10 protein-coding genes are annotated in these 18,254 nt (G+C 62.7%); 5 read left to right on the top strand and 5 right to left on the bottom strand.

From position 1 onward, the window contains the following. Positions 1-200 precede the first annotated feature (200 nt). On the top strand, positions 201-899 hold the full coding sequence (locus CHB69_RS11790; RefSeq protein ID WP_141133974.1) for a hypothetical protein: 699 nt from the start codon (positions 201-203) through the stop codon (positions 897-899). A gap of 66 nt (positions 900-965) precedes the next feature. Here CHB69_RS11790 and CHB69_RS11785 read toward each other — a convergent pair whose 3' ends face one another. Beyond that, the gene (locus tag CHB69_RS11785) at positions 966-4,757 is read right to left on the bottom strand and encodes an SIR2 family protein (protein ID WP_089216201.1); all 3,792 of its coding nucleotides are present in this window, start codon (positions 4,755-4,757) and stop codon (positions 966-968) included. Between the two features lie 96 nt (positions 4,758-4,853). Further along, a complete protein-coding gene (locus CHB69_RS20125) occupies positions 4,854-5,006 on the bottom strand; it encodes a hypothetical protein (RefSeq protein ID WP_170935531.1) in 153 nt (50 codons plus the stop codon). 80 nt (positions 5,007-5,086) lie between these two features. Between CHB69_RS20125 and CHB69_RS11780 the strand changes: the two genes are divergently transcribed. Then, on the top strand, positions 5,087-9,133 hold the full coding sequence (locus CHB69_RS11780) for a helix-turn-helix transcriptional regulator (RefSeq protein WP_170935530.1): 4,047 nt from the start codon (positions 5,087-5,089) through the stop codon (positions 9,131-9,133). A gap of 140 nt (positions 9,134-9,273) precedes the next feature. Here CHB69_RS11780 and CHB69_RS11775 read toward each other — a convergent pair whose 3' ends face one another. The 3 genes from CHB69_RS11775 to CHB69_RS11765 all read right to left on the bottom strand — a co-directional run bounded on the left by CHB69_RS11775 (position 9,274) and on the right by CHB69_RS11765 (position 15,928). After that, positions 9,274-10,206, bottom strand: a complete 933-nt coding sequence (locus CHB69_RS11775; protein ID WP_089216199.1) for a DUF2493 domain-containing protein — start codon at positions 10,204-10,206, stop codon at positions 9,274-9,276. Between the two features lie 314 nt (positions 10,207-10,520). After that, on the bottom strand, positions 10,521-11,567 hold the full coding sequence (locus CHB69_RS11770) for a DUF7146 domain-containing protein (protein WP_089216198.1): 1,047 nt from the start codon (positions 11,565-11,567) through the stop codon (positions 10,521-10,523). Positions 11,568-11,578: 11 nt separating this feature from the next. Then, positions 11,579-15,928 carry a strawberry notch-like NTP hydrolase domain-containing protein gene (locus CHB69_RS11765; protein ID WP_089216197.1) on the bottom strand — a complete coding sequence of 1,450 codons (4,350 nt, stop codon included), beginning with the start codon at positions 15,926-15,928 and terminating at the stop codon, positions 11,579-11,581. Positions 15,929-16,409: 481 nt separating this feature from the next. Between CHB69_RS11765 and CHB69_RS11760 the strand changes: the two genes are divergently transcribed. From CHB69_RS11760 to CHB69_RS19735, 3 genes are all read left to right on the top strand, one after another. Continuing rightward, entirely contained in the window at positions 16,410-16,916 is a 507-nt protein-coding gene (locus tag CHB69_RS11760; protein WP_212541921.1) for a helix-turn-helix domain-containing protein, read from the top strand. After that, entirely contained in the window at positions 16,917-17,528 is a 612-nt protein-coding gene (locus tag CHB69_RS11755; protein ID WP_089216195.1) for a DUF3800 domain-containing protein, read from the top strand. It abuts the gene before it with no gap. 466 nt (positions 17,529-17,994) lie between these two features. After that, positions 17,995-18,183, top strand: a complete 189-nt coding sequence (locus tag CHB69_RS19735) for a hypothetical protein (RefSeq protein WP_141133972.1) — start codon at positions 17,995-17,997, stop codon at positions 18,181-18,183. The last annotated feature ends 71 nt before the right edge of the window (positions 18,184-18,254 follow it).

Below are 18,254 nucleotides of genomic sequence, written 5' to 3'. Positions count from 1 at the left end.
CGTCAGGGCCGCGAGCCAACATTACATAGCAAGATCGATGACTGTTACACCGTTCGTAGACTTCGGTTCCCGCTCGAAAAGCAGTCCTTCGCGGCGTGGACTTGCCTTACCGAAGCCGGTCATCCATTCATCGTTGTCTTGCGGGGTTGTTCGATCGCACCTTTCGGAGGAAAGCCGCGCGGAAAGAGGGCGAACGCCGGATGAACCAGCATGACCTGATGGTTTCAGTGCTCACCGCCGCGGGCGGTGAGTCGATCGAGAGTCACACGAGGCCCGGCTATACGGGCAAGATCGCTGATATCCTGTTCCCGGCGGACGATGTGATCGTCGAGGTCAAGTCGCTCACCACAGATCGGGCGGCATCGGACGAGACGTCGGAGGCGGTTGGCGAGATGTTTTTGCGCCATACGCATATGGGTGCACCGGTGATATTCGGCACAGTGACGGTGAAGTTGCACGATCTGCCGCCCGCGATCGCCATGAACACGCTGCGGATCGCTGGTAAAAGGGTCTTGGCTGAGGCGAAAGCCGCGAACGCGCAGCTCAAAGCGACGAAGGCTGCGCTGGGTCGGCCAGAGGCGATGGGACTGCTGGCACTGATCACCCCGCCATTTCGGCTGGATCGGCATTCGATCGTGGCCTTGGTGGGCGATGCGATGCGTGACAATCGGTGCCGCTCCATCGACCAACTCTTCCTGGTCGAAACCCCTCTCGCGGCGCCGGAGCCTTATCGGCGGTGGGCAAACAGCTTCATGTCTTTGCATTCGCGGCCCGATGGCGATCGAAGCCTACCGCAGCATCTCGCCGAAGCGATCGGACGCGCCTGGGGCAAGATCACCGGACAACCGGCGGGCCGAGGAAATGAAGAGGACTATCACCGCTTCGGAGCGACGTCCTGACCCGCTGAAGAGCGGACGTAGTGCAGGCGAAATCGGCTTCCCGAAACTGGTCGTTCGTTCATCAGGCTATGCCTGTCGTCTCCGAAGCTCGGCGAGCCTCGGATCGCCCGCAACCTCTGCTTGCTCCTCCAATGCATCGAAAAGATCGCCGATCTTGTAGGGCCATTCCAGCGGATCCTCGCCGAGAACCGTCCACAAAAGTTCCAGCAACTGAACAGGGAAACGCTGGGCAATACCATCTTCACCCATGAGGAATGGACCAAGCCGCAGCCCCGAACCCCGGATCGGCTTCAGCCAAGGCAGGATGATCTCGACAATGTCGGCGAAAAGTTCAGGCATGGTAAGCGCCAACTCTGTAAGTCTTCTCGAAATCCGCTGGGTGCGGATGGCGCTCTGACGCGGCCAGACCTTGAGCAGGAAGGGGATAACGCGATCGAGCCATCGCGAATTGGGTTCGCGCGCCCAGCGCTCCAGATAGCCAAGCATCTGCGCGCGCAACTCCTCATCGGCGTGAATCAGAATTTCGCGCAATTCGACGTCGGGTATCAGACGCTCGGGTTCCTGGGCTTCCTCCTCTCCGCCCCAGCCCGCCAGCAGCATGCCAGCGAGCTTGTTGGCATGGTCGCGTCGCTTCACACCGTTTCGTGCCAGCGCGAAGAAAAAGGGTTTGAGACGCTGATAGAGTGGGAGCTGCGGCGTGCGCGCGCCCCAGAAATAGCCGCCCCAAAAAGCTTCGGCGTCCGCATTCGTCTGGTCGGCGAGGTCGAGAAGCCGGGCCTCGACCCATTCGGGATCGATATTGAAGAGCCAGTTCAGGCGCGGCGTGATCATGGCAATCGCGTGATGCCGATGATCCGGCGGGAGCGCGAGCAACTGGTCGAATCGGCTCCGCCAGGAAGCGGGTAGACCCGCTCCGGCCGCGAAATTTGCCTTGGCAGGATCTTTCAGCATCGCATCGACCATCCGGCCTGCGGGGCGATTGAGCCCGTCATCGACCCAACTCGCATCAGGCCGGCGAAATTTCGGTGGCGACGGATGGGCCGCCAGCGCCGCAATCAAGGCGTTCCACACCAGGTCGAAGACCTCCGGGAGCCGGGCGTGCAAGATTTCGCCATGGTCACGAAGCCATTCGGAAATGGGGTGCTTGAGCGCATCGATCTGGTCAAGATCGAGCCGCGCAAGGCGATGGCCTATGGCCGTCAGCATGCGTGGTCGCGACAGTTTCTCACCCCTGGCATTGAGCAGCGAAGTCCAGGCATGCGGCTCAAACTGCCCGTTCCGCATTGCGTTCGTCAGGGCGCCGAGCGCGCGTATGGGCTGCGTTTCGGTCAAGCCCCGAAAGGGAGCGCGCCGAACGCGCTCGTAGAAATCCCGTCCTTCAACCTCGGCGGCGGCCGGGAGTATCTCGCCCAGAGGCAGGTCGGCGAGGGCTGCGGGATCGGTATCGGTTTCGATCGTATAGGCCTCGCCAACCTGTCGCCGCGCTGCTTGACCGGCAAAGCGCGGCTCCCAATCCGCCGCAATGGTTCGCAGCTTCGCTATCTCCGTCTCGAAATCAAAACCGAATGTGATCCCATTGTCGCGCAGCCATTGCAGGCGGTTCAAGCGATAATGCGCATTAACCACGGCCTCGTCAGCGCGCGGCTCGGACCAGGGAAAGTTTCCGGTGAGGAGCCTGCCCTCGATAGCTGACCGGTCGCTGGCTTCCAGCTCAGACCACCGGTCACGCAGGGCATAGAGAAGGTCGCGTTCGTGCTGGTCTGACCAGAATGATTCCTCGTCCAGTGAGCGAAAGATCTCGCCGGCCTCTGTCGGATCGACCAGCTCGGCATGTCCGGCAGCCCAGATCCGCAGGCGAGTGAATACCTCGTTGGCGCCTACAGGCCATTGCAAAACCTCGCGGCGCGCGGCGTCGCGATCGACAGCGGCCAGACGCAGGACAAGATTGGTGAAGGCAACAAGATGCCCGGTAAATCCGTACTCGTCCTCGCTCAGTTCCTTGCCGTCATCCGCTCTTGTGGAATCGAAGAAGATCCGATCGCGCCCGCGCACCTCGCCTTCGAGAACGATCGCATGCTCGATATGCTGACGAAACAAGCTCACTCCATAGGAGACATGCTCGTCTGGAATGGCGAGGGGCTCATGCGGGCGCGGATATTCGACACCGACGTGCACCATTTCACCTAGAGTCAGATCCTCGCGCATGGCCGGTGCGCGCACGCCGAAGGCGGGCTTAACCTCGAGGATCGGGCGGTAGCAATCGAGCAATGTGCGAACGAGACTTGATGACCAGCCTTCGAGTTTGGCGCGCTCTTCCACATCATATCGCACGCGGTCCGGGTCCACCGCACCCTGTTGCCAGGCCGCGAGCAAAGCGCGCCAACCATCGCGCATGACGGGCGGATAGCGCGCTGCTTCGCGGCGCAACGACCATTCCAGTTGCTGCTGGATGTGCGAATGCAGCTGGCCTTGATGTGCGGCCCACCACAAGGCAGCAGGCTGGTGCGCAACTTTCTGCAGAAAGACGCCAAGGTGCCATAGCCGGATTGGCAGCTTCGCGGGCTGATCCGCTCCGCTGCCACGAAACCTTCCCGCGCCGGTTTCAGGCAGGTCACGGCGATCTTCGTCTGTCGATGCGAAGCCGTCCCATGCTCCCGATGGAACCTTCCGACTGGCAAATCGGTCGTCAGGATCTGCGGCTTCGGGGGCCTCATCCGAATCGAGACCGAACGCGTCGAACGGGTCGAAGCGCTCGCTTGTGTCGTCATAGAGATAAAGCTGGCCGGGCTGGCCATAACGCATTGCCGGATCAAGCATCGCGAGCCACTCCGCCGCGGGCGGCTCGGCAGCACCAGCAAGATGGCGTGCGCCCGCTGTGGTGGCCGCGATGTGCGCCATTATACCACGCTGGTATGGCAAGGCAGCTTCCGGGCCGGTAACGCCGGCTGCGATCACTTGGCGGTGCCAGCCATCGACATCGCGGGCGCGCTCAGCCCATGCCCCCAATGTATCCCATAGAGCTGCATGCTGGTTCGCGCTGGAATAGGGGAGCGGGCAGACGCCCTTATGCGCCCATTGCTCGGTCGCCTGGGCGATCTCACCAGCCTGAAAGGCATAGAGTCCATTTGGCCGATCCTCGGATCGATTGAGCGCTTCGAGGAGATACTGCACCGGCGGGTCATCGGCGGAATAGCCGACAAATACGATCTTGAAGCGGCCGAGCAGCGCCTGAATGTAGCGGGTTGCCCAGCCATCGGCGAGATAGGCCCGGCCGAAGTCGGCGCTCGACAACACGAATTCATCGTCGCAGGCACGTCGATAGTCGGGATCGACCCGGCCATGGATATGCACGATTCCGCGAAAATCGAGCTCGCGCCCTGGGTCTGGAAGCCGGGGCGGATTGCTGCTTTCCAGCGTCGGATCGCATTCCTCGAACAACAGGTCGAAATTGGTGGTGACCAGACGTGCAACGCCTGATCGCGTGCGGGCTAGATCGAGCACTGTCCGATGGGCATCGAGCCCATAGCCAGGCTCGGGCTTTAGCGCCAAGGCGACCGCCTCGCGGACTTCGCTCGGCTCGAACTCGCGTTCGAGCATCCCGAAGATGCGGTCCGTGGCGACGAGGCCGGTGAGCCCGCTCGCTTCCTCGAAGGCTTGCGCGCTCTGAAACAGGCGGCGTGCGGGGCTATCGAGGGCGGATCCGAGCAAGGTCAATACCTTCCCGGCGAGCGTCGCGAAATTGGGGAGGCCGGCCTTGGCCTGCGATACTCCGGCGCCGCAGAAAAAGAGCACTTGACCAGCATCGCGTGCGGTGAGCAGCTCGTCCGGGAGCGATGGACCGTCGGCGATGAACCGCATTCCTATGTATCCTTGCCTGCCCGGGCGGGCGAGCTTGCATTGCGCCGGGCTCCGCCGTTCGGCGTGTGAGCGGCGCGGACGCGCGAGTTTGATGGCTTACGCCCAGAAGGGAATATAGCGCGCATTGCGGCGACCTTGGTCCTGTGCCAACGGCTTGATGCGCCCAGCTTCGATCGCCGCGCGGATAACCAAAGAGGCCTGCGGATGTTGGCCCTGGCTCAGGCCCAGGCGCAGCGTCATATTGCTCATGGGATCAGCTATTTCCATTGACGGCAGGCACCTGATAGACGATAACTGTAGCGTCTGCAATACAGGATACGCGGTGTAGCGTGGATTCGATAGGTCCCTATATCAGAGAAAAGATTCTGCCCGCTGACCTATCGGTCAGCAATGCCGCGCGCCAACTCGGGGTGGGCAGGCCCGCTTTGTCCAATCTCCTGAACGGCAAGGCTAAGCTCTCGCGCGATATGGCGTTGAAGCTTGAACGCACCTTCGGTGCCGATGCAAACATGCTTATCCGGCGGCAAGCGGAGCTCGAAGAGCAGGCGGAGAAAGCGGCAACAGAGGTCCGCGCGGCGCGACAGGAGGCTGCCGGCTATCTCAAGATCACATCGACAGAAATCGCCAATTGGGCGGGCACGATTGAAGCGCGCACTCACCTCCCTGTCCTCGTGCGGCGCCTGGTTCATGCCGATGTCGACCCTGCGGCGAAAGTCGATTTTCCCGGCTATGATGCGGGCGAACGCAAGGGCTGGGATGGATCGACGCAAGTCGATAGTCCCGGCCATTGGGTACCTGATAGAAAGGCCGGCTGGGAGCTGTCGGTATCAGGCGATCTGCCCGGCAAGCCGAATCGCGATATTCAAGCGCGTTCCAAGCTCCCGGCATCCGAGCGGGCAGCAATGACATTCGTCTTCGTGACGGCCCAGAACTGGCAGGGCAAGGAGGCGTGGGTTGCCAAGCAGCGCAGCCTTGGACAGTGGCGCGACGTACGCGCCTATGACGCGGTAGATCTTGAGCAATGGCTTGAACGCTCGGCAACAACCCAACTCTGGTTCGCCCGCGAACTGGGCCGAAGCCTGGACGGTATTGTTCCCGTTGCCGAATGCTGGAGGCGCTGGACGGAATCGACTTCGCCAAAGCTGTCGCCCCTGCTCTTCGATGAAGCAATCAAGGAACGGCGCCAGACGCTGGTGAACTGGATCGAAGGCAACAACGAGCATCCGTTTGTGATCGTGGCGGATTCGGCGGACGAGGCATTGGCTTTTCTCGCTCGCGCCCTGCTCGAACCCGATGGCACCGCCGGTGTCTTGCATGATCGTGCCGTGCTCGCAACCGATGCAGACGCCCTCGTCCGCCTCGCGGCGGCATCGCCCGATGCCATCCTGATCGCCGCCGATCGCGAAACCGAGCTCGCTGCGAGCAGCTTCACAAGGCGCAATCGTGTGATCGTGGTACGCCCGCGCACGAGTGTAGAGAACGATGCCGACCTGACCCTCCAGACTCCAAGCAGCGAATGCTTCGGCATGGCGCTCGAAGATATGGGGGTCGAGGAACATCTGCGCGAGCAGCTTAGTGACGAATCTGGTCTCTCCCCTACGATCCTGCGACGCCGCTTGGCGCTAACGCCCGAACTCCGACTGCCCTACTGGGCGAGCGAGAAGGCGCTACTCCGCAAGCTTATGCCCATGCTACTTGCGGGCGCTTGGAATCGTACAGTTGAGGCCGACCGCATGCTGGTCGCCGAGCTTGCCGGAAAATCCTTCGAAGAGGTCGAGGAGGAGCTGATCGACCTGCTTTCTCTGCCTGAGGCTCCTGTCTGGGCGATCGGCAACTATCGCGGCCTGGTGTCACGCAAGGATGCACTTTTCACTGCCGGCGCCGCGCTCAATCAGGACGATATCGACCGCTTTTTCGAGGTCGCCGAGTTCATTCTGTCTGAGGATGATCCTGCGCTTGATCTACCCCCCGAAGAACGGTGGTCGGCCAACATCTATGGCAAGAAGCGTGATATTTCCGGATCGATGCGCGCGGCGGTCAGCGAGCTGCTTGTCCTGTTTGCGGTTTATGGCGATCGTGTGCTCGGGTCGCAGGTCAACCCAGTAGGCATCCGCGTTGACGCCCTTGTCTCCAGGCTGCTCCACGCAGTCGAAGCGCGCAAGTGGCTCTCGCAGCAGTCGGATTTGCCACTTCTCGCTGAGGCATCGCCGCGCGCTTTCCTAGAAGCCGTTGAACTCGACCTGCGATCCGATGACCCGCAGCTCCTGGCGATGCTGCGCCCGGTCAAGAGCGGCGGCTTTGACAGTCCGGACCGAACCGGACTGCTATGGGCACTCGAGGTGATCGCATGGAACGAAGCCCATCTGTTCCGCGTTGCCCGTGTCCTCGCTCGCCTCTGCGAAGTGCCGATCAACGATAATTGGGTGAACAAACCCGAGAACAGCATGGAATCTCTGGTCCGTTCATGGCTGCCGCAGACCGCAGCCAACATCGACCAGCGTCTCGCACTGCTCGACATGATCGTTCGGGAGTTTCCCTTGGTCGGCTGGAACCTCTGCAAGGCCCAGATCGAAACGGGCCATCGCTCGGCCTCCCCTAATGCCACGCCGCGCTGGCGCACCGATGCGGCAGGTGCGGGCGGCGCAACCTATGACGAAGACTATCGCATGCGTCGCCATGCGCTTGATCTCATGCTCGACTGGCGGTGGCTCGACCTGTCCCAGCTGTCGGATTTGATCTCCGAATCAGCCGAAATGACCAACAAGGATCAACTCGCCGTTTGGGCTCGCGTCCAGCGCTGGATCGATAATGGCCCGAGCGACGAAGAACGCGCAACGCTTCGCGAGCATATGCGGCGCTCGGTCCTTTCGCGCCGAAACCGCAAGAAGGTCCGAACCGGCAACGTCGACAAAATCCGCCGAGCGATATTCGAAGCGCTCGCGCCCGATGACCTGGTTGAACGCCATCGATGGCTGTTCGCCGAGCAATGGGTTTCCGAGTCCGGCGACGATATCTGGGACGATGATTTCGACTATAACAAGCACGAGGCACATATCGATGCCCTGCGCCGTAGCGCTATCGCTGAAATTCGCGATGGACTGTGCTTCGACGGAGTCGGACGACTCCTCTCCTCAGTGAACGCCTGGCACACGGTTGGCCACTATCTGTGCAAGCTCACGCCGGATGGCGAGAGGGCGGATCTGGTCGCGACAATCCTGGCACGCCTCGAAAGCTCCAATGAGCGCTACTGGATTGGCTGTCTGCAAGGCGTATTGCAGGCGCTGGCCGACGATGAGCGAGAAGTGATCCTGCGCACGCTAGTCCCCGGGCTGGACGACGCGGCGGCGCTCACTCTCGTCAAATATGCCCCATTCGAAGGGAGCACATGGAGCCTGCTGACCGAACTGCGCCCCGATCTCCAGGTGCCCTATTGGCGTGAAGTCGTACCCTATGGCTGGCGGCAGAGCGAAAGCGAACTCAACCTGTGTGTCGAGCGGCTGCTCGATGTCGACCGCCCGATTTCAGCATTCAATTCCATGTCGCACGAGTTCAAGCGTCTCGACGGTGCAATTCTTGCGAGACTGATGAAGGCTTTGATCCAGCCCACTGAAGAATTGGAGCGCGAGGTCCAGATCAATGCAGGTGCCATCTCGGATGCCCTCGATGCACTCCAGGCTAGTGGGGCCGCCTCTGTTGCCGAGCTTGCGCAGTATGAGTATCTGTTCATCAATGCCCTGACGCATTCCCGGCACGGAATTCCCAATCTCGAATTGCGGATCGAGGAAGCTCCTGCCGACTTCGTGCAACTCGTATCGCTGCTCTATCGCCGCGACGACAGCGGCGAAGACCCTCCGGAGCTCCGAATTCCGGAAGGTCGTGACATGCAGGCGATCGGAAGCAATGTTTACCGCGTGCTCGACAAGCTCAAGCGCACTCCGGGCACTCAGGATGATGGAACTGTCGACAGCACTGCCTTGTTGGCATGGCTCGTAGACGTGCGTGAGCGGCTGCGGCTGGTCGGCCGCAGCAACGTCGGCGACAGTCAGATTGGACAGTTGCTTGGCCGGACGGGCCCTGGCGCCGATGGTATTTGGCCGAATGAAGCGGTTCGCGATGCGCTCGAAGCGTGCGGAAATGATCGAATGATCAGGGGTATGGAGATTGGGCTACACAACAGTCGCGGCGCGACGTGGCGCGGTCCGGGAGGCGGTCAGGAGCGCAATCTAGCGTCGAAATATCGAGCTTTCAGCCGCCAGATGCAGGTCGACTATCCGATCACTTCTCGAATGTTGGAGCAGGTTGCGCAATCGTATGATGGTCAAGCCGAATGGCACGACACTGACGAAGCTGTACGCAAACGGCTCCGCCGGCGATAAGGTTGGCCGCTCAGTACTGAAGCCCTCTCGATCAAAGGAAGCGAAATGCACTGCGATAGCGGGGTCGCTTAGCTCGGTTCCATGCCTGCGGATCGATGCTATTCGGCTTTTCTATCCCGTAGGCCACACTCAAGAAGGATTTAATCGCGTGCTCGATTGCGAAAGTCCCAGACGCGAATGCCCATCTTGCGGGCTTTGTCGGCGAGGTTGTCCTGAATGCCGGTGCCCGGAAACACGATGACGCCCCGGGGCATCTTCTCCAGCATGACATCGTTGCGCTTGAACGGCGCGGCCTTCTTGTGGCGGTTCCAGTCGGGCCGGTAGGGATCCTGCGGCACACCGCGGTCGCGCGCCCAGCAGGCGGCGATGCGTTCAGCGCCGGTCGGCGTCGCGCCGTGCATCAAGATGAGGTTCGGAAGCTGGGCAAGGACCTTGTCCAGCACGGCGTAGATGCGCTGGTGATCGTTGCAGTCGGCGCCGCCGGTAAAGGCGATGCGCACGCCATCGGGATCGAAGACACGCTGCTTCTCCCAGGCGCGCTTGTCGAGCGCCTTGCGGCTGTCGAGCACTGCCGAGGTCAGTGCCTTATGATTGACCATCGGCCCAGAACGCGGCAGCCAGGGCTTGCGGATATGGATGCGGAACTGGTCGGCGGCGGCGTCGCGGAAGAATTCCATCGTGTCGCGGCGTTCGATCATGGTGATGCCTTCGGCGATCTTGCGCTCCAGTTCGACCGACTTCACCTCGCTGCCGTCCTGCTCGCGCTGAAGTCGCTTCTGCGCTTGCTCATTGTCGTCGAGCTCGCGCTCGATCCGCTCGCTGGCGCGGTGGAAGACGTTGACGACGCCCCAGGCGAGATCCTCAAGGTCGGGTTCGATCCGTGTGTCGATCAGGCAGGAGACCAGCGCGTCGAACATCTCGGCGACGGCGCCGCCGGCGATGCGATCGTCCGGCAAGGGGCGATGGTCGGGTTCGTCCTCGAAGGGACGGTAGCCATAGAGCTGCATTTCCTGAAGCAGGTAAGCGGTGGAGCCGGGCTGGGCTTCATGTCCGTCGTCCTGGTCGGTCGCCATCGAAAATCTCCGTCATCTGACAGCCACGCCTCTCGCGGCCTTCGTGGCGACGCCCAGCGGCAGGCAGAGCGGGACAGAACCGCGCCGCTTGGGGCACGGCCGGAGCGAAGCGGAGGATGGCGGGCGGGCGGCTATTTTGCTTCGCGATGCAAAGAACCGGAGGTTCGGCGGAAAATAGCTGCCCTTCCGCCATTGCCGTCCCGATCCGTTTGCCGCAGTCGCCCTCTACCGAAGGCACGAGCGCGCGGCGTCTCGAAGATGCCGGTGATGATGACGATCACCAAAGACCGCGGACGTTCCCCGCATCCCAGCCCTTACCTCCGCATCAGGAAGCGCTCCGCATCCTCCGTCCGGAGTTGATCCCGCAGCCTCGCAATGAGCCGCTCCCGCCCAAAGGTGGCAAGATCGTCGTTGAAATCCCCGAGCCTGGGTTCGAGCGGCATGACCTCGATCCCCGCCGGGACCGCCCGCTCGGTAAGTGTCTTCAACGCCCCCGCGCCGGCGGGGTCGTCATCGCGTGCGACATAGAGCCGACGCAGCATGGCCGGGAACAGGATGGCAGCGAGATGCGCCGCCGAGAGCCCGGCGACCGCGGGCATCATCGGCATGACCTGGCGCAGCGACAGCATGGTCTCGATGCCTTCGCCCACCATCACGACGGGGCCAGCCTGCCCGAACCGGACGCCGTGTCCGAGCAAATGACCCATGGCGCGGCGCGGATAGGCGACTGGAGCCTTGTCCGCGCCGCCCGGTTCCAGCCAGGTCCGGTGGACCCCGGTGATGCTGCCGTCGAGATCGGTGACAGCCGCAATCATTGCCGGCCATGCGGGACGCGTATCGGGTGCATCATCCTTCGACGGACGATACCAGCAGTTGCCGTGAAAGCGCAGCGCCTCGCAGCTGGTGAGATCAATGATCTGCCGGGACGCGAGATATGCGGCGACCGGACTGTCCGCGACCGGCTTCGATGCCGCCCAGAGCCGCCGCGCTGCTTGCCGTGTGCCGGTCGGTGCCTTGCTGCGTTTAGCCGGCTTGTTCTCGGACAGCAGCGGAATGGGCAGGCTCAGATGATGCCGGGCTTCGTCCAGCGTCTCGCGCATGGTCCGGCAGTTCCGAGCGATGGCGATGATGTCGAGCAGATCGCCATGATCGCCGCTCTGCGCATCGGTCCATTTGCCGGCTTGGCCGCGCCCATCGGGGGACGCGACCAAGCGCACATAGAGGCTTCGCCCCGGTGTGTTGTGAACGTCGCCGACCAGCCAGTAGCGGCCTTCCCGGTGCCCGTTGGACAGGTAGCGGCGACAGACGCCCTCCGCATTCTCGGCGAGACGTTCGGCAATGATGGTTGCGGGGCTCTGCATCGTGGGGCTCCTCAGGCGGCCTTGCGCGCGGAGAGCCGTTCGATCGGATATCGTTCGAGCAGCCGGTCCAGCACATCGGCGCCGACAGCCCCTGCCGGCACGTAGAGCCTGAGTTTCCACGAGACGATCTCCGAGATCAAGCCCATGGCCTTGAGACGCTCGACACCCAGATCATTGAACCCGGTGAGCTCGATCCGCCAGTCGTGCATGGCACGGACACGCTGGAGCTTCTGGTCCTGCGCCAGATGCAACACGGCTTCGCCGGACATGAGCATCGACAGCGCTTCCTCGCCGGAGAGCCGTACCGGGCCATCGTCATTGGCGACGCTTGCCGCCCAGGCCGGAGACACACGGCGGCCGATGACACGTTCGCCGTCATCGCTCTGGAGGCGATAAACGCGCGTCGATTCGTCGGGCAGTCGCCTCCAGATCGGTAGCAGCAGGCCGGAGACCATGTGCAGGGTCGAGGTCTCGTGCGTTGGCAGTCCTGCCAGTTCCGCCTCCCATGCTGCGCTGAACGTGTCGCGGTCGGCCTCTTCCCACTGGCTCGCCAGCAGCGTTTCCGCCGGAACAACGCTATCGCTCAGCGGCCAGACCAGGCGCAGGCGCGGATGGACGGCGCCATCGTCATCGGTCACGCTGCGCGCCCGGCGCTGGACGGCGCCGCGGCCGGTCCTGCTATTGACCAGCAGCTTCGCCCCCTTGCCTTCGACCATTGCCAGCGCATCTTCCAATGATAGCGGCGTCATCCGGTCCTTGCGCTCGATGGTCAGAAGCTGCGTCTGCGCGCCCGTGCCCGGATGGGTGTAGATTGGCGTGCGGCCGACGATGCGGAAACTTTCGGCCTGCAGGGTCTCCAGCCCGATCTCGTAGCTGTCCGATGCCCGCGCCTGCTCAATCCGGGCGACAAGCAGACCCTCGAACGCCTCGAACAGCAGGTTCTGCATCGCAACCGTGAGCGCGAGCATGCGGTTGAGGAAGGTGTTGATCCCCGGCAGTTCGTCCTTGAGGCCACCATCGCTGCCCTGCAGCGACAGGCCGGTCGCCGCTTCGAAGCGGGCGAGTGAGCAGCCTTCGACCTTGCCGCGCGCGAGAAGGACGTAGAGCTGGCGCAGCGCATCACGGGCATACCAGCTTTCGAGATTATCCTCGGGCCGGAACATATTCTGACCGCCGGTCTGGCGCTGGCCACGGGTGATCGCGCCAAGACTGTCGAGCCGCCGAGCGATGGTCGAGATGAAGCGCTTCTGCGCCTTCACATCGGTCGAGACCGGCCGGAACAGCGGTGGCTGCTTCTGATTGGTACGGTTGGTGCGGCCGAACCCCTGGATCGCAGCATCGGCTTTCCAGCCTGCTTCGAGCAGATAATGGACGCGGCGGCGCTGGTTCGCGGCGCCAAGATCGGCATGATAGCTGCGCCCCGTTCCACCGGCTTCGGAGAAGACGAGGATGGGCTTGGTGTCATTCTGAAAGGCGTCGGTCTCGTGCAGCGCTGCCGACGCGGGACGGTTCTCGACCGCAAAGCGGACTGTGCCATCGTCATTGCACCGAGGAACAACGCGGCGCGAACGCCCGGTGACTTCGGCCACAATGTCCGTCCCGAAATGCTGGACGATCTGGTCGAGCGCGCCGGGAACGGGCGGAAGCGCCGCGAGCCGTTCGATCATAGCGTCGCGGCGACGCACGGCCTCGCGATTGACGACCGGGTTGCCGTCCTCGTCGTGGACCGGCCGGGAAGAGAGATTGCCGTCCCCGTCGGTGAACGGCTCGTAGAGCTGCACCGGGAAGCTGTGCTGGAGGTAGGACAGAACGCCGTCGCGCGGCGTGATGTCCACCGAGACGTCATTCCATTCATCGGCCGGGATTTCGGCGAGGCGGCGTTCCTGCAAGGCCTCGCCGGTCGAGACGATCTGCACCACGGCGGCATGGCCTGCCTCTAGATCGCGTTCGATGTTGGCGATCACGTTGGGGGTCTGCATGCTGGTGATGAGGTGATTGAAGAAGCGCTGGAGCATTCCCTGATAGGCGGATTTCGCGGCAGCCTTGGCCTGGCGGTTCAAGGTGCCATGGGCAGCGCTGGTGACCCCGGCGGCTTCGAGCGCGGCGTCGAGGTTGTTGTGGATCACCTCGAACGCCGATGCGAAACTGTCGTAGATGCGGACCTGCTCCGAGGTGAGCTTGTGCTCGAGCATCTCATATTCGACGCCGTCGAAGGACAGCGAGCGGGCGGCATAGAGGCCGAGGGCCTTCAAATCGCGGGCCAGAACCTCCATCGCAGCGACCCCGCCATTCTCGATCGCGCTGACGAATTCGCCCCGCGTCGCGAACGGAAAATCCTCGCCGCCCCACAGGCCCAACCGCTGGGCATAAGCGAGGTTCTGCACCGTGGTCGCGCCGGTCGCCGAGACATAGACGACGCGGGCATTGGGCAGTGCGTGCTGAAGCCGTAGGCCGGCACGGCCTTGCTGTGACGGCGCGACATCGCCGCGCTCCCCCTTGCCACCGGCGGCATTGGCCATGGCGTGCGCCTCATCGAACACGATCACGCCATCGAAATTCGGCCCCAGCCATTCGACGATCTGCTCCACACGCGACTTCTTGCCGCCACGTTCCCGCGAGCGGAGCGTGGCGTAAGTGGTGAACAGCACGCCCTCGCCGAGCCGGATGTCCGTCCCTTGGCGGAAGCGCGAGAGCGGCGTTACCAGCAGGCGTTCCTGACCGAGTGCCGACCAGTCGCGCTGCGCATCTTCAAGCAGGCGGTCCGATACCGAAATCCAGACCGCGCGGCGGCGGCCCTTGAGCCAGTTGTCGAGAATGATGCCCGCGACCTGGCGCCCTTTGCCCGCGCCGGTGCCGTCGCCCAGAAACCATCCGCGCCGGAACTTCACGGCGTCTTCGGCATCCTCCGGCGCGGCGGTGACGACATCGAAAGTCGCATCGACCTTCCATGCGCCCGACAGATGTCCACCATGTGCCTCGCCCGCGTAGACGACGGATTCGAGCTGGGCGTCGGACAATATACCGAGCGTTACGAGTTGCGGCGGCAGATGCGGCCGGTAGGAGGGCTTGGGCGGTGCGACCGAAGCCATCGCCGCTGACTGGACCAGCGGCGTCGGATGCGTGGCTGCGCCGGGGATCGTGATCGACTGGAGCGCATAGGGCTCATAGATGTTGTCCCCCAGGCGTTCGGCCGGCGGCATCCAGTCCACGATGTCATAGGCCACCTCGACCGCTTCCGGCTCGGGCGACGAAGGCGCTGAGACGGTCGGTGCAGCGCGCACTTTCGTTCGTGCTAGCGAAGTCGATGCCGTGACCGGCAGGACAGCGACCGGTGACGGTGTGGTGGGCGAGCGCGGCGGAACCTGTGCCTGAACCCAGGCGAGCAGGGTAGCGGTGTCGGGCGCGACGCCCGCGCTTTCGGGAAACTGGCCCGGATCCTCGGCCGGGAGCTTGTCGATGACAGTCAGCCGGGTGTCGATCGTCGTGCCATGTTTCGCATAGACTTTGCCGTCGATCGCGGCGGTGAAGAGGACGCGGCCCGTCTCCTGGAGCCGCGCGAAGGCGTCGCGCCAGGCCGGTGCATCAGGGGCGCAACTCGCACTGGTGATCGCGACCAGGCGGCCGCCCGACTCCAGACGCGCCAGCGCTGAGGCGATATGGCGTAGCGCCGCGTCCTTCATGGTGCGATCGACATGCGCGACCGCCGAGAAGGGCGGATTCATCAGCACGACGCTCGGGCGGACGGCGGATGGTAGCCGATCGTCGATCGAGGCTGCATCATGGCCCGAGACCGGCACGTCCGGAAACAGCAGCCGCAGCAATTCCGCGCGGGTCTCGCCGAGCTCGTTAAGCGTGATCCCAGCCCGCGCCAGCAGGGCATGGACGGCGAGCATGCCGGTGCCGGCGGAAGGCTCCAGCACATGATCGCCGGGATGAATCGCGGCCGCTGTGCTCGCGACGAAGGCAAGGCCGGGCGGCGTCGAGAATTGTTGCAGAGCCAGGGAGGTTTCCGAGCGGCGGGTGTGCGTAGGCATCAATGCCGCGATGCGCTCGATCAGCGCCAGCGCGCTTGGCGTCGCGCGGCCGACAATGGCCTGGCCATAACGGCGCAGGAACAGGATTTCGGCGACCTCACAAGCGTCGTAGGCGCTTTTCCAGTCCCAGGCGCCTTCGGAATCGCTTGCGCCAAAGGCGTCGGTCATGGCCGAACGGAGCTGTGCCGCATCGATGGGACGGCCCGCCTCAAGTGCCGGCAGCATGCTGTGCGCGGCAGCCAAGAGGGTGTCAACCCGCGCCGCAAAACGGGACGCAGCAGCAAGAGGCGCGGCGCAAGGCGCCGCGTCGGACAGGATATGGGTCATGAGTGAAGGCCTCCGGAAGAGCGGGAACAGGTGAAACCCGCCGGATGCTCTCCCTCTTAAGGCCCGGCCGGGTTCCTTCCTCCCGGTCAGGACTCTCCCTCTCGCGCCGGACCAAGCGCGCTGTCTTTCCCGATGCCCAGCATTTTCAACCTGGCCAGTTGCCTGAAGGAAGACAAATCAGCGGGATTCGAGCAGACCGGGGGGTAACCCATCGCTTGACGCGACCTTTAGCGACGCCACCGCCCCGTGCTTGATTCGTGAATTTTGACGAAACCGACCGGACATCCAGGACGGGTAGTCCTGATACTCGGTTAATCCGTTTCCCAACTTGTCCGGATTACCTGCATCCTTATTAAGACAAGACAGGCAGGTCCACATCTACCAGTCATAATTGACCAGTCCCTACCAGTCGTATATGACTGGTCGCTCAATCTTGTCTTGGCGCCGTTTCAGCTACATGTGCAGGATATGGAGAACGCCTTTGACTGACAAGACCAAATCCAACCCTGGGAGCAAACGGCCCGCACGCAACGGGGCATCCGAGAAAAAATGGGGAGCCAAGGTCATCGCCCTCGGCTTTTGCATTCTCCCGTCGCTGCTGCTGCGCGCTCAACGCCGTTTGGGCCTTAGCCCCACGCAACTTGCCGTTCTGATCCAGCTCGCCGATTTCTGGTGGGATGCTGGCCGCAAGCCGTTTCCGAAGAAGGCCGATCTCGCCCAGCGTCTCGGCCTGAGTGAACGGCAGGTGCAGCGTTACATTGCGGAATTGGAGGAGGCTGGGTTCGTCCAGCGAATTGAACGGCGCGCATCGCACCGCGGAAAGATTTCAAACGAGTACGATCTGCAGGGGCTCGTGGACAGGCTGGCCCAGATCGAGCCCGATTTCCGCGAAGCCGCAGAAGAAGCCCGCGCGGTCCGCAAGGCCGTTGCACGCCCCGGTATCCGCCGTCGCGGCAAAGCCGTCGCGACCCCGGCGGAAGGGGGCTGAGTGGCGGTTCGTCTCAACAAGAAGGTGCTTTGCTTTGTCGACGAATATGGAACGGCGGGGACCGCCTCGTTCCATCTCGGCGCGGTGTTCGTGCTGGCCAATGAAGCGGGCCGGCTCGACAAGTGCTTCAGCGATCTGCTGGAGCCCAATGCCAATGAAGTGCATGCTGCCAACATGAGCGACGGCTATCTCCAGGGACTGCTCCATCGCCTTTGGAACAATGCCCCGCAGGACCGGGTCATCATGCTCAACCAGAAATTCACGGCGCAGGATGGCGATCCGCCAGTTCTTTACGCGCGGGCAGTCGTGGAAACCGTGAAGATCGGGTTGAAACGGTTTCGTACGGTCCTTGGCCGAAACACGATTGCCAATGTCGATATCATAACGGACGTCAATCACCATAACGATCACCCGGACTTCATGACCGAATTGGATCGCGCGCGTCTGGATGATGGCCGCTTCAAGGGCGTCAATCGAATCGTTCGTCTGGATTCTACCGCATCCCGGCTTCTTCAGCTGGCCGATGTCGTTGCCTATGCCCGGAAATGGATCGTCGCCGAGGAGCTCAACGCCCAAGGGTTGCGGGATCGTTTCGGCATCGAAGTGCTGTAAAAAGAAAGAGCCGCCCCGAAGGGCGGCTCATGAAAATGTTGAGGGAGAATGGTGGCCGGCAACCAGGGATTTGAGGCCCTGGGTAGCCACGGTGCTCGCCAAACACACGGTCGGGACAAGTCACCTTACAGGTCTCCCTGCCACTCCTATGTACTCGATGTGCCCGCCGATATCAAGGTACGTCCGGGCGGGTATGTCCAGTACACGAGGACATGCACCTCTCATACGCACCAGGCATTAATGACCGGTGAAGGGAGGATATCCCGTTTCCCGGGATCGAGCACGATATCTTTCCCAGTACCCAGCGTTCTCGACCGCCACGGCTACGAGTAAGAAACCAATGGGATTCGTACGGCCGGCTGGAGGCAGTTCGAGACTTGTACATCGTTGAGCCCGGAAATACGGACGATTGCAGGCTGCTATTGACTGTCAAGGCCTACCGGTCAGAATGATTACGGAGCAAGATATGCAGTATATTGGCCGTTTCAGCTTTTCGGATCATCGGCGCGCGAAAGAGGCTTCGCGCGCAAGGGATGAATGCGACCTGCGCAATGGACATGTTCCGCGAGAAGAGCAGCGTGTTGCCAATGGCGTCTTTTCCTCGTTCGACATTGCGGCGTCATCCATTCGCAGACGGCGTCTGATTGGCGACTGAGCGCAAAGAGCTCCTGGCTCGAACGAGACTGTCATCAAACTCGCCTCGGTGCTCCGAGTGACCGCGCCTTG

The organism is Sphingopyxis indica, assembly GCF_900188185.1.
GTDB lineage: Bacteria > Pseudomonadota > Alphaproteobacteria > Sphingomonadales > Sphingomonadaceae > Sphingopyxis > Sphingopyxis indica.
The sequence above is the reverse complement of the archived record's forward strand: the minus strand, read 5'-3'. Positions and strand labels throughout refer to the sequence as shown.

Excerpts from the sequence above, each read along its gene's own strand:
- CHB69_RS11790 (WP_141133974.1), top strand. The coding sequence starts at position 201 with ATGAACCAGCATGACCTGATGGTTTCAGTGCTCACCGCCGCGGGCGGT.
- CHB69_RS11785 (WP_089216201.1), bottom strand. The coding sequence starts at position 4,757 with ATGCGGTTCATCGCCGACGGTCCATCGCTCCCGGACGAGCTGCTCACC.
- CHB69_RS20125 (WP_170935531.1), bottom strand. The coding sequence starts at position 5,006 with ATGAGCAATATGACGCTGCGCCTGGGCCTGAGCCAGGGCCAACATCCG.
- CHB69_RS11775 (WP_089216199.1), bottom strand. The coding sequence starts at position 10,206 with ATGGCGACCGACCAGGACGACGGACATGAAGCCCAGCCCGGCTCCACC.
- CHB69_RS11770 (WP_089216198.1), bottom strand. The coding sequence starts at position 11,567 with ATGCAGAGCCCCGCAACCATCATTGCCGAACGTCTCGCCGAGAATGCG.
- CHB69_RS11765 (WP_089216197.1), bottom strand. The coding sequence starts at position 15,928 with ATGACCCATATCCTGTCCGACGCGGCGCCTTGCGCCGCGCCTCTTGCT.
- CHB69_RS19735 (WP_141133972.1), top strand. The coding sequence starts at position 17,995 with ATGCAGTATATTGGCCGTTTCAGCTTTTCGGATCATCGGCGCGCGAAA.